We start from the raw sequence: 14,717 nt of genomic DNA on the forward strand, positions 1-14,717 counted from the left end.
ACTCATGAGATCGCAGGGCTGGGGCCCGGCGGCGATCGTGGTCGGTGTGGACGAGTCACGCTCGTCGTTGCGCGCCGCCGCGTACGCCGCCGGGCTCGCCCGCCGTCAGCAGGCCCGGCTGGTCGTCGTCTACGCCCGCCGCCGGCCCAACGGGCTGCTCGCCACCATGGACACCTCCGGCACCGGGGTGGCCCAGGCCGTCGACGCCCAGGACCGCGTCGAGGCATCGCTGCGGGCGGCTCTGGGCGCGGCCGATTTCCCAGTCGAGCTCGTGGTGCGCCCCGGCGACCCGTACAGCGTGATCTCCGACGTCGCCCACGAGGTCCAAGCCGGCACCGTCGTCGTCGGCCGCCCGGAATGTCTCGCTCACCGCATCGTGGGATCCGTCGCCCGCCAGCTCGAACGCAGCGGCCGCTGGCCCGTCACGATAGTTCCCTGAGGCGGAGGTACGCGCCGTCGCCGGACCCGTCGCCTGAGGAAGTAAGCGGATCGGGCCGTTCGAGGCGTCCTTCTAAGTAGAGGGGCACAACCGAACGGGGTGAGCGGATGCACGGCGGTTTCGAGGAGTACGTGAAGGCCCGCGGGGACGCCCTGCGCCAATTCGCCTACCTGGTCTGCGGCGACCATCAGCACGGTGAGGACCTGGTCCAGGAGGTGCTGGTCAAGGCGTACCGCCGGTGGAGCAGGATAGCGGCGGACGACCCCGACCGATATATGCGCACGGCCCTGGTGCGCAAGCACGTCTCCTGGCTGCGGTTGCGCCGCAGCTGGGAGAAGCCGGAACCGGTCGACGACGACCGGGAGGACCCCGGCGACTTCGTCCAGCAGATCGGCGACCGGCACGACCTGTGGCCCCGGCTCGGCCGGCTCACCCGTGCCCAGCGCGCGGTCCTGATCCTGCGGTACTACGAGGACCTCGACGATCACCAGATCGGTGAGGCGCTGCGGTGCGCGCCCAGCACGGTGCGTGTGCACGCCGCCCGTGGGCTGGCCCGATTACGGGCCGAGCTGACACCGTCCGCCACCGACAAGTCGGGAGCCCTGCCGTGAGCCTGGAAGAGGACCTGCGTACCACCCTGCACGAGCGCGCCACCCAGCACGTGCCCCAGCCGGACCTGCTCGGCGCCGTCGGCGCGGGCATCCGCCGCGACCGCCGCCGCCGTCAGGCCCTGGCCGCCGGCGGGGCCGCCGTGGCCATCGCCGTGGTCGCCGTCGCCGTCCCGGCCCTGCGCCCCGACGACACCGGCCCGCCGCCGGCCCCGCCCGCCCACAGCGAGTCGCCGCCCGCCAAGATGGACTTGTCCTGGCCGAAGGTGCCGGTGGTCGCCTTCCCGATGCTCCCGCACTGGGTGCCGGCCGGCCTCGGCGAGCCCGGGGTGACCCGGCTGGGCCCGAACACCCGCCTCGACTACACCAAGGGCACCCAGGTGCTCTCGGCCGAGATCGGCCCGCTGCAGCCCGACTGGGAGGTCGAGGCCGAACAGGAGCACATGACCACGGTCAACGGGCGCCCCGCCGTGGTGCACGCGTCCGGCTCCTACGACGGCTCCCGCCCCGGCGACCGCTTCGTCGGCGTCCGCTGGCAGCTGCCGGACAAGCGCTGGGTGCAGGTCCTGAGCCTGGGGCCGACCACCGAGGCCGACGTGCTCCGCTTCGCCGAGGGCCTGAGCACCGGCAGCGTCCCCGCCCCGCCCACGGCCTTCCGCGTCGGCGCCGTCCCGCCCCAGCTCGCCCTGCAACATCAGAGCACGGACACGACGTGCCTGGCCCCCGCCGCCGAGGCCGCCCGCGAGCGCCAGCCCACCGGCCTCTGCGTCACCCTGACCGACGAGGCCGAGCCGCCGCCCGGCCCGTCCGAGAAGCTGTCCATCAACGGCAATCCCGCCGACTACTACGCCGGCGTCGCCGACCTGCAGATCCACCTGCCGAACGGCAAGGACCTCGACATCACATGGGACCCGGAGTCGGTCCCCCTCACCCACGAGGAGGCCGTCCACTTCGCCACCGGCATCGAAGCCAAGGGATAGCCGCGGTGGCCGGCTCTACGGCTTGCCGGCGGTCTCGGAGACGGTGGCGCTGGGGGTGCCGGCGGCGCAGGTGACGGTCATGGTGATGACCGATTTGCCGTGCTTGTAGGTTACCGATGGCGCGGCGGCGGGGCCGGTGGCTGCGGTCACGACCTGGAAGGGCTTGGTGGCCTGCCAGGAGAGGATCCGGGCGGTGGTGGGCGACGGGCAATCGGCCCGCAGCGTGCCGGCGGTTGAGGAGAAGGTCTGCGCCGGGGCGGCCGGGGGTGGCGGGGCCGCGGTGGCGGTGCGCTCGGGGGTGGTGGTCGTGGTGGCGGTGCCCGCCGGGGGAGCGCTCGCCGGGGCTGGGGCAGTGGTGGCGGCTCGGCCGGTGGTGGCCCGGCTGGTGGTGACCCGGGCCGACGGCGTTGCGGCCGGGCGGGAGGGCGTCGGCAGGACGGCGGGGGCCGACGACCGGGCACCCGGCTTGGTCTGCGCCGGTGGCACCGGCGGCGCGGCGGAACGGGCGAGGGCGGACCGCTCGTCGGGCAGCGCCAGCCAGGCGCCGGCCGCGGTGGCCGCGAGGGCGGTGGCGGCCACGGCCCAGCGGCTTGACCGGTGGCGCCACGGCCACGGGCGAGGGGGTGGGGGCGACTGCCGGGCGGTGCGGATGACGATCGAAGGTTCGTGGTCGGCGGCGGCGGGGGCCGGGGCCGGGCCGCGCTCGTCGGTGACCACGCGCAGGCCGGCGCCGCGGGCCAGGGCGGCGGCGGCCTCGCGGGCGGTGGGGCGGTCGGCCGGGTTCTTGGTGAGGCAACGGTCGACCAGGTCGGCGACGTACCGGGGGACGCCGGGCAGCAGCGGCAGGGGCTGCGGTTGCACGTGGATGTGGTGCTTGAGGAGCTGGGTGGGATCGTTCGTGGTCCACGGGGAGCGGCCGCCGAGCAGGCGGTAAAGGATCACGCCGAGGGCGTACATGTCGGAGGCCGGCTCGACGGCGTCGTGCAGCAGGCGCTCGGGGGCCAGGTAGGCGGGGGTGCCGAGGACCTCGTCGGTGGGCGCGCCGGGACTGCCGGGGGACGTGGCCGCGGCGATGCCGAAGTCGACGACCTTGGCCCCGGTGGGGGCGAGCATGACGTTCGCGGGCTTGATGTCGCGGTGCACCAGCCCCTGGCTGTGCGCGGCGGCCAGGGCGGCCGCCACCTCGGCCCCGATACGCATGGCGAAACGCGGCGGCACCGGGCCCTCGCTCAGGCGGCGCAGCAGCGTGCCGCCGGTGACCAGCTCCATCACGACGTACGGGAAGACCTGCCCGCCCTCGGCCGTCTCACCGTAGTCGTGCACCTGCGCGACGTTCGGATGCGACAGCGCGGCGGCGGCCCGGGCCTCGAGACGGATCCGCTCCCGCGACGACGGATCACCGGCCTGGCTGGGCGCCAGCACCTTGACGGCCACCGTACGAGCCAGCACGTCGTCGTGGGCCCGCCACACCACCGCCATGCCGCCCCGCCCGACCGGCGTCAGCAACCGGTAGCGGCCGCCCAGTAGCTGTCCGTCCATCCCGGGCAGTCTGCCGTGCCCGGCCGCCACCCGCATCTCGGCCATCCGGTCGGCAATCGTCAGGCGTCCGTACCGCACCGACCGCTTGGCACCCCGGCATTCCTCACGCTTCGGCCGTGGCCTGGGATCCGTTACCGCGAGGGCTCGATGCCCCACTTCTCGCGGGCGAAGCGCCAGAACAAGGGGACAGTCTGGTCCCCGGGCCGCACGACGCGTTCATCCCAGCCGCTGGCGGCCCAGTGTTCGATCAGAACGTCGGCCACGCCGGAGGCCCCGAACGGCTGCGGGCGGACCCAGATCACGTCGATCTGCCCGCCGGCCGGCACCGGTGTCGTCGTCACACCCAGGTCGTGCATCGACGTCAGACCGGCCAGCCGGTCCGCTGCGCCCGCCCTGACGGCCTCGACCAGATCGGCCATCGCCGGGTAGTGGGCGGCGGTGTACTCCGCCACCCGCTCGCTGATCCGCGGCCAGCTCACCGTGTCGAACCGTTCGAGGGCCCGCGACCGGAAGTTCACCCGGCCAGCATCCCACGGGACGGGTGTCCGACCGCGAGGTCAGCGGATGGTGACCTGCAAATGGGTGGCGGTTCGGGCGGCGCCGATGGCGTCGGGGCGGGCGTCGATCATGGTCAGGTGGCTCAGGGCCGGGAGGGTCAGGAGGCCGTCGACGGATTGGAGGTCGTGGGCTGTGAGGTGGGTCAGGTGGGGGAGGGCGGCCAGGGCCTTCAGCCCGGCCGGGGTGGGGGTGCCGATGAACTCGACGCGGCGGAGGTGGGGGAGGCGGACGATGGGGCAGGCGATGCTGACGTTGTTCCTGCTGCTGTCGCTGGACGGGATCGCCGACACGTTGCAGGCCGGCCGCGAGGTGACGGCTGACCGCGCTGCAGGAGGCTCACGAGGAGAACTGGGGCGACAAGGCTCCCAGCAGCTCACCCGCCTCCAGCTGCTCAGCAGTGAACTGGAGAGACGCCTGCCACAGGAGAGCGTGCCGAGTCCGCGGAGCACGGAGAAGGAACTCCTGAAAGACTGAGGCCGAGGTGATCCACCTCGAGCCGGACATCCACCGGCCCGCCTCTTGAGGGATTGGATCGGCCGTGGGCAGCTACGGGTGGCAGATCGTTCTGGTCGTGTTCCTGGTGCTGCTCAACGCGGCCTTCTCCGGCAGCGAGATGGCGCTGATCTCGCTGCGGGACAGCCAGCTGCAGCGGCTGGAGCGCAAGTCGCGGACCGGGGCGACCCTGGCCAAGCTGGCGCGGGATCCGAACCGCTTCCTGGCCACGATCCAGATCGGCATCACGCTGGCCGGCTTTCTCGCGTCGGCGTCGGCCGCGGTCTCGCTGGCCAAACCGCTGACCGGGCCGCTGTCGTTCCTGGGCAGCGCCGCCGAGCCGGTGTCGATCGTGCTGGTCACCATCGTGCTGACCTTCTTCACGCTGGTGGTGGGCGAGCTCGCTCCCAAACGGATCGCCATGCAGCGGGCCGAGGGGTGGGCGCTCATGGTGGCGCGGCCGCTCGACTTTCTCTCGACGCTGGCCCGGCCGGTCAACTGGCTGCTGGGCAAGTCGACCGATCTGCTCGTGCGGCTGACCGGCGTCGACCCGAACGCGACCCGGGAGGAGGTCACCACCGAGGAGATCCGTGATCTGGTGACCCAGCAGCAGGAGTTCACGCCCGAGCAGCGCACCATCATCAGCGGCGCGTTCGAGATCGCCGACCGGGTGCTGCGCGAGATTCTCGTGCCGCGCCGGGACGTGCTGGTGATCCCGGCCGACCTGGACGCGCACGACGCGCTGGCCAAGCTGGTGGCCGGCGGGCACTCCCGCGCGCCGGTGACCGGGCCGATGGGGCTGGACGACGTGCTCGGCGTGACCCACCTGCGCGACCTGATCGACGCGCACGGGCCGGTGCGCGACCACATGTTCGACGCGATCTTCCTGCCGGAAAGCCTGAAGGTCTCCGACGCGATGCTGCAGCTGCGCGGGCAGCGCCAGCAGCTGGCCATGGTGGTCGACGAGCGGGGCGCGATCGACGGCATCATCACGATGGAGGATCTGGTCGAGGAGGTCGTGGGCGAGATCTACGACGAGACCGACCGGGACGTGCAGTCCGTCGTCCGGGAGAGCGACGGCGCGCTGCTGATGCCGGGCCAGTTCCCGATCCACGACCTGCCCGACGTCGGCATCGACATCGAGCGGCTCGAGGACGCCGACTACACGACCGTGGCCGGGCTCGTGCTGGCCAAGCTGGGTCACATCCCGACCGCGCCGGGCGAGACGGTCGAGATCGACGGGGCCACGGCCGAGATCACCAAGGTCAGCGGCCGCGCGATCACCGAGATCCGCTGGCGGCGACCGGCTTCAGCTCCACAGGAATCCCGTTGAGAACGCTGTTTCCCGACAAGGGGTCGACGACGAGCTCGTCGGTGAGCACGTTGGAGTTGACACCCGGATGGGACGCCGCCACCTGCATGCGCGTGCCCGGTACGCCGTGACCCCACCCGTGCGGCAGACTCACCACGCCCGGCATGACCGCCTCGGTGATCTCGACCGTCGCGCACACCACCCCGACGCGTGAGGTCACCTGAGCCTCGTCGCCCGGCGCCAGACCCAGCCGAGCGGCGTCGACCGGGTTGACCTGCAGCGTGCACCGGTCGCGGCCCTTCACCAGAGCCGGCACGTTGTGCATCCAGCTGTTGTTCGACCGCAGATGCCGGCGCCCGACCAGCACGAGATCTTCGCGCTGCCGGGACAATGCCGCGTGCAGACGCGCGCTTTCGGCGGCGAGAGGTGCCGGGCACAGCTCGACCGTCCCGCTCGGCGTCCGCAACACCTCCGGGAGCCGCGGCTGCAGCGGCCCGAGGTCGATGCCGTGCGGGCTGGCGATCAACTTCTTCAAGGTCAACCCCTCCGGCCGTACGCCGAACAGGTCACCGTAGGCGCCGGTGCGCACGGCCACGTCGAGGAGCCGCTCGGCCGGATGATCACCGGTGACCAAACCGCGGAGATCCTCCACCGGCCGCCCGAGCGGGCCGGCGGCCCTTTCCAGCAGGCGCGTGAGCATCTCCTCGTGCACGTCGCCGGTGGTGCGCGCCGAGATGATCATCGTGAGGCGGGCCAGGATGTCGCACTCGTCGAGCGCCCCCGGATCGGCCGGCACCGCGGGCGGGGAGTAGGCGGCGAAGTTGCGTACGGCCAGGGCCAGGAACGAGAAGTCGTAGTGCCCCTTCCGGGTGGCGTCGGTGGGCGGCAGGATCACATCGGCGTGCCGGGTCGTCTCGTTGAGGTACGGGTCGACGCTGACCATGAAGTCGAGCCCGGCCAGGGCCCGGTCGAGCCGCCCGCTGTTCGGGGTGGACAGCACCGGGTTGCCGGCGATGGTGACGAACGCGCGGACCTGCCCGTCGCCCGGCGTCTCGATCTCGTCGGCCAGCACGGCCACCGGCAGCTCGCCCTTGACCTCGGGCAGCCCGCGGACGCGGCTGTGCCAGCGCCCGGTCGTGAAACCCTTGCCGCCGGGTCTCGCGTTCGGGCGGGTGTGCGCGGCCAGCGGGAACATCACGCCGCCCGGCTTGTCGAGATTTCCGGTCAGCACGTTCACCACGTCGATGAGCCAGCTGGTCAGCGTGCCGAACTCGACCGTGCAGGTGCCGATCCGCCCGTAGACAGCGGCGCTGGGCGCGGCCGCCAGCTCCCGGGCCAGGGCTTCGATCCGCTCGGCCGGGATGCCGCACGCGGCCGCGGCCACCGATGGCGGGAAGTCGCGCGCCAGATCGCGTACGGCCTCGACGCCTGTGACGTGCGGCCCGGCCTGAGTGAGCTCCTCGGCGAAAAGCGTGTGCACGATGCCGAACAGCAGATAGGCATCCGTGCCGGGCCGGATGAACAAATGCTCGTCGGCGTTCTCGGCCGTCCGGGTGCGGCGCGGATCGACCACGATGAAACGCCCGCCGCGCTGCTGAACGGCCTTGAGCCGGCCCGGGAAATCGGCCGCGGTGGCCAGGCTGCCGTTGGACTCCCACGGATTGGCGCCCAGGATGAGCATCAGATCGGTCCGGTCGACGTCGGGCACCGGAATGGCCAGCGGATTGCCGTAAAGATAGCCGCAGGCCACGTGTTTGGGCATCTGGTCGACCGTGCTCGCCGAGAACGTGTTCCTGGAGCCGAGCGCCTTGACCAACGGGGTCACATAGAGCCCGCCGGCCATCGTGTGCACATTCGGATTACCGAGGTAAAGGGCAACGGCATCGGGGCCGTACGCCTCGAGGACCGGCCGCAAGCCGTCGCGTACCGCCTCGAAGGCCTCCTCCCAGCTCACCTCGACGTGCTCGCCGTCGCGGCGCACCAGCGGACGGCGCAGGCGATCCGGGTCGTCGCTGAGCGCGCCGAACGTGGCCCCCTTGGGGCAGACGAAGCCGTGACTGAACACGTGGTCGCGGTCGCCGCGGGCCGCCACCACCCGCTCGCCGGCGATGGTGAGCTCCAGGCCGCAGGCGGCCTCGCAGAGCGGACAGGTCCGGTACGCCGTGCGCGTGGTCGCCTCAGCCATCGTGTCATGGTGCCATGCTTCGACGATCTTCGAGCTGGTTGCGGCTGTGAGATAGACAGGCTTGCATGCGAAGACTACTGACGGCGGCGGCGGTCGCCGTGACACTGGTCGTCGGCGTGGCCGGGAGCGCGATCGCCGCGCCTTCACCGGCGGCGGCCGACTCGAACGGTGGATGGTCCGTGGTGGACGGGCGGCTCACCTGGAAGGCCGACAAGCGGGTGCCGATGGGCGACGCGGCGGTCGAATTCTGGTCCGGTAACAAACGACTCGGCACGGCGAAACCGCATCCGGACGGGCGCACGTTCACGCTCTCGGGCGCCCCCGAATCCCTGGAAGACCTTTCGGTCCGGGCCGCGGGCCGGCGCCTCGACGCCGACCCGCCGCGAGCCCTTTCGAAGACCATTCCGGCCAAGCCGGCGGCTCAGGCCGCGGCGGGTGTGGATCCGGGCCGGCCGGGGCCCTACAAGACGGCCACGTCGGAATACGAATTGGACCCGGTGAAGCTCGAATATGAGGCGCCGGTCGAGATGAAGGCCGTCGTCGTCGCCCCGACCAACGCCGGCGGGAAACGGCCGCTCGCGCTCTTCCTGCACGGCCGCCACTCGGTCTGCTACCAGGGCGACGACGAGGACGTGCCGCAGGAATGGCCGTGCCCGGAGGGGACGCTGCCGATCCCCAGCTACCGCGGCTACCTTCAGGCGCAGCAACTGCTCGCCTCGCAGGGCTACGTGACCGTGTCGATCTCGGCCAACGGGATCAACGGCCAGGACTGGGTCAGCGAGGACGGCGGCGCGGCGGCCCGGGCCGCTCTCGTCGCTCACCACCTGGCCTACTGGGCGTCCAAGCCGCAGGTCGATCTGTCCAAGACGTACCTGGTCGGGCACTCGCGGGGCGGTGAGGGCGTGAGCCGGGCCGCGATGGTGGCCGATCCGCGGTGGACCATCCGCGGGCTGCTGCTGATCGGGCCGACCCTGTTCGGGCACAACCCGGTGCCGGACGTGCCGTCGGCGACGATCCTGCCCGGCTGCGACGGCGACGTCTTCGACCTGCAGGGCCAGATGTACATCGACGAGACCCGCGGCGTGAGCCGGGGCAAGGCGCTGCACAGCTCGCTGTACTTCGTCGGCGCCAACCACAACTTCTTCAACACCGAATGGACGCCGGGCCAGGCGGTCGCGCCCGCCTCGGACGACTTCTACAGCGGCGACGAGACGGATCCGGTCTGCTCGCCGGGCACGCCGACCCGGCTGACCGCGGCCCAGCAGCAGACGGCCGGGGCGACCTACATCGCGGCCGCGGCCCGCCTGTTCGTGCAGGACGACGACCGGGTGCTGCCGTTGCTCGACGGGACCGGCGTGCGCGCCCCCTCGGCCGATCCGGCCCGGGTGCTGAGCCACGCGCTCGGCGGCCGGCGGAGCCCGGTGCTCATCCCCACGCCCAAGGTCAAGGGTGTGCGGATCTGTGAGCAGGTCACAGATGTGGCCGCGCGCTCGTGCCTCGACCCGGAGGACATCGACTCGCGGATCGGGCACTTCACAACCTTCGGCCCGATCATCCCCGAGCCGGGCCGGTGGGCGGCCGATCTGCGGTGGACCTCGGCCGGCAAGCCGCAGAAGGCCGTCCTGCCGAGTCCGGTGCGGGTCGACAGCGGCACCCTCGCCCTTCGCGTGATCGTTCCGCCCAACTCGGCCGGCACGACGTTCGGGGTCACGGCCGTGGCGGCCGGCGGGCGCCGGGTGGCGCTCGGTGACGTACGGCTTGACGGTCTGCCCGGCACGGAACTGACCACCTCCTACTGGGGGCAGGAGGTCCGGTTGCGCATTCCGCGGCTGACGGTGGCGGCGCTCGAGTTCACGCCCCGGACCGGGTCCGGCCAGGCGTTCGTGCTCGACGCGTGGGCGTACGGCCGAGGGACCCCGCCGCCCGGACCGGCGAACCTGCCGCACCTCGACATCGGCAATCTGACCGTCGCCGAAGGCGACTCCGGGACCAGGACGTACCAGGTGCCGGTGACCGTCGACGGGCGCGGGAGCGGGCAGGTGCGGTTCTTCCTGGTCGACGCGGTGACGTACGAGGTCGAGCGGACCTGGCTGGTGACGGTGAACCGCTCGACCAGCGTGCCGCTGAAGGTCACCGGCGACACGGCCTACGGCGACGGGGAAGGCGAGTACCTGCTGGCCAAGGCCGAGCGGAACTTCCAGATCCGCGACTACATCGGCGGGATCACGGTCACCAACGACGATCCCGAGCCGCAGGTCAGCGCGGCCGTACGGACCGACCGCGAACCCGAGGGCACGGCGCTGGCCTGGGATCTGCAGCTCTCCGGGCCGGTCGAGACGCCGTACTTCGTCGGGGCCCAGCCGGTCCCGCCGGCCACCGGGGCCGAACTGTCCAGCACCGACGTCGACCCCGTCTGGTTCACCGACGTGGCCTGGGAGGACCCGGAGCCGTCACGGCCGCTGTCCGCCACCGCGGCGCTGCCCTACGCCGTCTTCGAACCGGGCACGTCCACCGGCTCGCTGGTCGTGCCGACGATCGTCGACACGCTCACCGAGCCCGACGAATCGGTCGTGCTGGAGGTGACGCCCGACCTTGTGCTGACCGGAACCGTGAGCGGAAGCTGACCGTCATGACCAATCACGTGTACCGGCTCAGCGAGGTCGTCGGCAGCAGCCCGACGAGCATCGACGACGCGATCCGCACCGCGGTCCAGAAGGCGGCGCAGACCGTGCGCAACATCGAGTGGTTCGAGACCCAGGAGATCCGCGGCCAGGTGGTGGACGGCGACGTCGCCCACTTCCAGGTCCGCCTGAAGATCGGCTTCCGGGTCGAGGACTGATTTCCTTTTTGATTCACCTGGCCATGGCCTTGATAACCCGCGGCCCGCGGGGCGACTCTGAGAAGTGGCGTTCGAGGAGGCGCGGCCATGGTCAGGACGAAGGTAGTCGTCGGCATCGACGGATCGGCCGGTTCCAGCGCGGCGGTGCGGTGGGCCGCCACGGAGGCCCGGATGAGACAGGCCGAGCTTCGGGTGCTGATCGCCCGCCACCGCACCGATTCCTTCGCCTTCGACGCCCGCGCCGGCGACACGCCGGCGGAGATCCACACCGCGGTGCAACAGGCCCGTGCGATCGCACCGGGCCTGGTGGTACGCGGCGTCGCGCTGCCCGGATACGCGGTGCCGGTGCTGCTGCACGCGGCCGAGGACGCGGCGCTCGTGGTCCTCGGCAGCCACGGCGGGCGCAACTTCTTCGGCCAGGCCCACGGATCGGTGTGCAGCCAGGTCGCCACCCAGGCCCGCTGCTGCGTGGTCGTGGTGCGCGGCGGCTCCCCGGACAACGGCCCGGTGATCGTCGGCGTCAACGACGACCCGGACGCGGGCACGATCATCGGGCGTGGTTTCGAGGAGGCCGCCCTGCGCGACGCGCCGCTGGTCGCGGTCACCGCCCACGAGAACGGCAGCCCGCGGGTCACCCCGGACGCCGAGGAAACCCTCGGGGCCGAGATCGATCTCCAGCTCGACCCCTGGCGGGAGAAGTACCCGCGGGTGCGGGCCACCCGCGAGGTGGTGGGCGGGCACGCCGACAAGGTGCTCGTGCAGCGCAGCCGGGAAGCGCAACTGGTCGTGGCCGGGGCCCGGCAACAGGGCGCGCTGCTCGGCCCGGTCGGCATCCGGCTGCTGCAGCGAGCTGAATGCCCGGTATTGATCGCGCGAGGGTGACGCCGTCCAGGAAAATGTCATACCCGTGCGGGACGATTCCCCACATGAATTCACCCGCGATCGAAACCACGGGTCTGGTGAAGACCTTCGGCGACAACCGCGCGGTCGACGGCGTCGACCTGACCGTGCCCTCGGGCACGGTCTACGGCCTTCTCGGGCCGAACGGAGCAGGCAAGACCACAGTGGTCCGGATGCTCGCGACGCTGCTGCGTCCCGACGGCGGCACGGCCCGCGTCTTCGGCCACGACGTGGTCAAGGCGGCCGACGAGGTCCGCAGCCGGGTCAGCCTCACCGGGCAGTACGCGTCGGTCGACGAGGACCTGACCGGCACGGAGAACCTCGTGCTGCTCGCCCGCCTGCTCGGGCACGGCCGGGCCGCGGCCCGCGACCGGGCGGCCCAGCTGCTGGCCGCGTTCGGGCTCAGCGACGCGGCCGACCGGCAGATCAAGAAATACTCGGGCGGCATGCGGCGGCGCATCGACATCGCCGCCAGCATCCTCAACACGCCCGACCTGTTGTTCCTGGACGAGCCGACGACCGGGCTCGACCCGCGCAGCCGCAACCAGGTGTGGGACATCGTGCGCATCGTGGTCGCCAACGGCACGACCGTCCTGCTGACCACGCAGTACCTCGACGAGGCGGATCAACTGGCCGGGCGGATCGCGGTGATCGACCACGGCCGGGTGATCGCGGAGGGCACGCCGGGCGAGCTCAAGTCGTCGATCGGCGCCGGCACCGTCCACGTCCGCCTGCGTGACGCCGCCCAGCGCCCGGCCGCCGAGCGCGTGCTGGCCGAGGAGCTCGGGACCGCCGTGCAGCTGTCAGCCGATCCGGTCGCTCTGACGGCCCGCGCCGACGGCTCTTCGCAGGGGGCCGCCGCCCAGGCGTCGCGGGCGCTGGCCCGCCTGGCCGAGGCCGGGATCGTCGTGGACGACTTCTCGCTGGGCCAGCCCAGTCTCGACGAGGTCTTCCTGGCCCTGACCGCTTCGACCTCTCAGGCGGTGTCGGCATGACCACCACCTCGCCCACCTACACGCCCTCGGCCGACACCTTCAGCGCCGTGCTGTCCCGCAGTGCCGCGCCGCCGCGCCCCAGCGCCCTGTCGGCCTCGCTGACCTTCGGCTGGCGGGCCGTCCTGAAGATCAAGCACGTCCCCGAGCAGCTCTTCGACGTCACCGCGTTCCCGATCATCATGACGCTGATGTTCACCTACCTGTTCGGCGGCGCCCTGGCCGGCTCGACCAGCGAATACCTGCAGTTCTTCCTCCCCGGCATCATGGTCACCAGCGTCGTCATGATCACCATGTACACCGGCGTCGGCCTCAACACCGACATCGAGAAGGGCGTCTTCGACCGCTTCCGCACCCTGCCCGTCTGGCGCCCGGCCGCCCTGGTCGGCATGATCTTCGGCGACGTCCTGCGCTACATCCTGGCCGCCACCACCATCATGGTCGTCGGACTGATCCTCGGCTTCCGCCCCGCCGGCGGCGTGATGGGCGTGCTGGGCGGTATCGGCCTGCTGGTCGTCTTCTCGTTCGCCTTCTCCTGGATCTGGACCATGTTCGGCTTGTTCCTGCGCTCCGAGAAATCCGTCATGGGCGTCAGCATGCTGGTCCTGTTCCCCCTGACCTTCCTCAGCAACGTCTTCGTCGAACCCAGCACCATGCCCGGCTGGCTACAGGCCTTCGTCAAAATCAACCCCATCAGCCACCTGGTAACCGCCATCCGCTCCATCATGGCCGGCAACCCCGACATGCCCGAGATCATGTGGACCTTCGCCGCCAGCGCCCTGCTGGTCCTCATCTTCGGAGCCATAACCATGCGCCTCTACAACCGCAAGTGAGAGATCGGTTCGCGCCCAGCACCTTCGAGCTGTGGGAACCCATGTTCGACATCCAGCCCGACCGAGAGCCGGAGCCTCGGCGGAGGCCGTACGCCGAGCCCCGCCGGTCTCGCCTCCCGCTCTCGGAGCCGCCCGCCCCACCGCGCACCTGGTGGGGCACGATCCCCGGCCAGCTGTCGATCTTGGTCATGGTCGGCGGCGTCATCCTGGTCCTACTCGCGCTGGCCGGCGTGGCCGGGCCACGGGCATAGATACGACGAAGGCCCGCACCGTAGGGGGCGGCCAGGGACTTCAACGCGATCGTCGAGGGTACGCCCGGGCTCGTCGGGGAGGCGGCAGGTCAGCGGTTGGCCTGGCGGGGGCGGCCGCCGGGTGTGAAGCGGGCGGCGGCTGCTCAGCGGGCGCGGCGGAGCGACTGTTGCCAGAGGATCTGGCGGATCTCGTGGGTCTGGCCGTCCGGGTAGTTGTCCAGGAGGGCGTGCAAGTCGTTCAGCTCGGCGTGGCCTGTGTAGGTGGCGAGCTCGGCCGCCAGTTGCCGGCGGCGCTTGCGGTTGGCGCGGCGCAGCAGGAATTCACACTCGTACATGAGAAGGCGGGTTCGCAGCTCCATTGCCACTCCTTGGAGCCAAGGTACGCCTTCCGCGCGTCCGGGTGAAGATGTTCCCTGGACAGCGCAACTAGGTGGGGCGGCGGGGCAGGATCAGCGGGGTTTCGGTGCGCGGGTGGGGGAGGACCTCGACCTCGTGCTGGTAGACGTCGGTCAGCAGGTCCTCGGTGAAGATCTCGGCCGGTGGGCCCTCGGCGCGGCCCCGGCCGGCGGCCGGCGGGGCCATCCCGGGCAACAACCTCGGCTGGACGCCGACCGCGGCCGTCGCCGCGAGCAACCTGCAGGCGGCCGCCGGTGTGCGGAATGCGGTAACGCCGGGCAGCCCGGCCGCGCCAGTTCAGGGTCTGGGTACCAGCCGCCTGAGACCGGCCGGGGATACCGAAATTATCCCCGGCCGGCTGGGTCCATCGTAAGGAGCAACATGATCGTCCGA

Annotated in this window: 16 protein-coding genes; 10 read left to right on the forward strand and 6 right to left on the reverse strand. The window is 71.7% G+C overall.

Annotation, left to right across the window (positions count from 1 at the left end):
* Positions 1-4: 4 nt before the first annotated feature.
* The 3 genes from AB0J66_RS00980 (at position 5) to AB0J66_RS00990 (ending at position 2,027) form a co-directional block, all read left to right on the forward strand.
* Positions 5-439 (forward strand): universal stress protein, encoded by a 435-nt coding sequence (locus tag AB0J66_RS00980; protein WP_364654564.1) that lies wholly within the window; start codon positions 5-7, stop codon positions 437-439.
* Positions 440-546: 107 nt separating this feature from the next.
* On the forward strand, positions 547-1,050 hold the full coding sequence (locus tag AB0J66_RS00985) for a SigE family RNA polymerase sigma factor (protein WP_364654565.1): 504 nt from the start codon (positions 547-549) through the stop codon (positions 1,048-1,050).
* On the forward strand, positions 1,047-2,027 hold the full coding sequence (locus tag AB0J66_RS00990; RefSeq protein WP_364654567.1) for a hypothetical protein: 981 nt from the start codon (positions 1,047-1,049) through the stop codon (positions 2,025-2,027). Before AB0J66_RS00985 ends, AB0J66_RS00990 begins: the two co-directional genes overlap by 4 nt.
* A 15-nt stretch (positions 2,028-2,042) precedes the next feature.
* Here the strand turns inward: AB0J66_RS00990 and AB0J66_RS00995 are convergent, their stop codons facing one another.
* Genes AB0J66_RS00995 through AB0J66_RS01005 form a run of 3 tightly spaced genes read right to left on the reverse strand, consistent with a single transcriptional unit; the run spans position 2,043 to position 4,414 of the window.
* Complete coding sequence (locus tag AB0J66_RS00995; protein WP_364654568.1) at positions 2,043-3,644, reverse strand: serine/threonine-protein kinase; 1,602 nt, start codon at positions 3,642-3,644, stop codon at positions 2,043-2,045.
* 53 nt (positions 3,645-3,697) lie between these two features.
* Positions 3,698-4,084, reverse strand: a complete 387-nt coding sequence (locus AB0J66_RS01000) for a hypothetical protein (RefSeq protein WP_364654569.1) — start codon at positions 4,082-4,084, stop codon at positions 3,698-3,700.
* Between the two features lie 39 nt (positions 4,085-4,123).
* Complete coding sequence (locus AB0J66_RS01005; protein WP_364654571.1) at positions 4,124-4,414, reverse strand: hypothetical protein; 291 nt, start codon at positions 4,412-4,414, stop codon at positions 4,124-4,126.
* A gap of 248 nt (positions 4,415-4,662) precedes the next feature.
* Between AB0J66_RS01005 and AB0J66_RS01010 the strand changes: the two genes are divergently transcribed.
* The gene (locus AB0J66_RS01010; protein ID WP_364654573.1) at positions 4,663-5,949 is read left to right on the forward strand and encodes a hemolysin family protein; all 1,287 of its coding nucleotides are present in this window, start codon (positions 4,663-4,665) and stop codon (positions 5,947-5,949) included.
* Here the strand turns inward: AB0J66_RS01010 and AB0J66_RS01015 are convergent.
* Positions 5,897-8,113, reverse strand: coding sequence for a molybdopterin oxidoreductase family protein (locus AB0J66_RS01015; protein WP_364654574.1), 2,217 nt, complete (start codon positions 8,111-8,113; stop codon positions 5,897-5,899). The genes AB0J66_RS01010 and AB0J66_RS01015 overlap by 53 nt on opposite strands.
* 65 nt (positions 8,114-8,178) lie before the next feature.
* Here AB0J66_RS01015 and AB0J66_RS01020 point away from each other — a divergent pair, with 65 nt between their 5' ends.
* The 6 genes from AB0J66_RS01020 to AB0J66_RS01045 all read left to right on the forward strand — a co-directional run bounded on the left by AB0J66_RS01020 (position 8,179) and on the right by AB0J66_RS01045 (position 13,928).
* Positions 8,179-10,737, forward strand: coding sequence for a hypothetical protein (locus AB0J66_RS01020; RefSeq protein WP_364654576.1), 2,559 nt, complete (start codon positions 8,179-8,181; stop codon positions 10,735-10,737).
* Between the two features lie 5 nt (positions 10,738-10,742).
* Complete coding sequence (locus AB0J66_RS01025; RefSeq protein WP_364654578.1) at positions 10,743-10,952, forward strand: dodecin; 210 nt, start codon at positions 10,743-10,745, stop codon at positions 10,950-10,952.
* 87 nt (positions 10,953-11,039) lie between these two features.
* Positions 11,040-11,834, forward strand: coding sequence for a universal stress protein (locus tag AB0J66_RS01030; protein WP_364654579.1), 795 nt, complete (start codon positions 11,040-11,042; stop codon positions 11,832-11,834).
* Positions 11,835-11,878: 44 nt separating this feature from the next.
* Positions 11,879-12,847 (forward strand): ATP-binding cassette domain-containing protein, encoded by a 969-nt coding sequence (locus AB0J66_RS01035; RefSeq protein ID WP_364654581.1) that lies wholly within the window; start codon positions 11,879-11,881, stop codon positions 12,845-12,847.
* A complete protein-coding gene (locus AB0J66_RS01040; RefSeq protein ID WP_364654583.1) occupies positions 12,844-13,677 on the forward strand; it encodes an ABC transporter permease in 834 nt (277 codons plus the stop codon). The genes AB0J66_RS01035 and AB0J66_RS01040 overlap by 4 nt, the downstream gene beginning before the upstream one ends.
* Complete coding sequence (locus AB0J66_RS01045) at positions 13,674-13,928, forward strand: hypothetical protein (RefSeq protein WP_364654584.1); 255 nt, start codon at positions 13,674-13,676, stop codon at positions 13,926-13,928. The genes AB0J66_RS01040 and AB0J66_RS01045 overlap by 4 nt, the downstream gene beginning before the upstream one ends.
* 143 nt (positions 13,929-14,071) lie before the next feature.
* Here AB0J66_RS01045 and AB0J66_RS01050 read toward each other — a convergent pair whose 3' ends face one another.
* Positions 14,072-14,287: a hypothetical protein gene (locus AB0J66_RS01050; RefSeq protein WP_364654587.1), complete on the reverse strand. Its 216-nt coding sequence runs from the start codon at positions 14,285-14,287 to the stop codon at positions 14,072-14,074.
* A 67-nt stretch (positions 14,288-14,354) separates the two neighbouring features.
* Positions 14,355-14,510, reverse strand: coding sequence for a hypothetical protein (locus AB0J66_RS01055; RefSeq protein ID WP_364654588.1), 156 nt, complete (start codon positions 14,508-14,510; stop codon positions 14,355-14,357).
* Positions 14,511-14,717: the final 207 nt, after the last annotated feature.

This window comes from Actinoplanes sp. NPDC049598 (genome assembly GCF_040675435.1).
Lineage (GTDB): Bacteria > Actinomycetota > Actinomycetes > Mycobacteriales > Micromonosporaceae > Actinoplanes.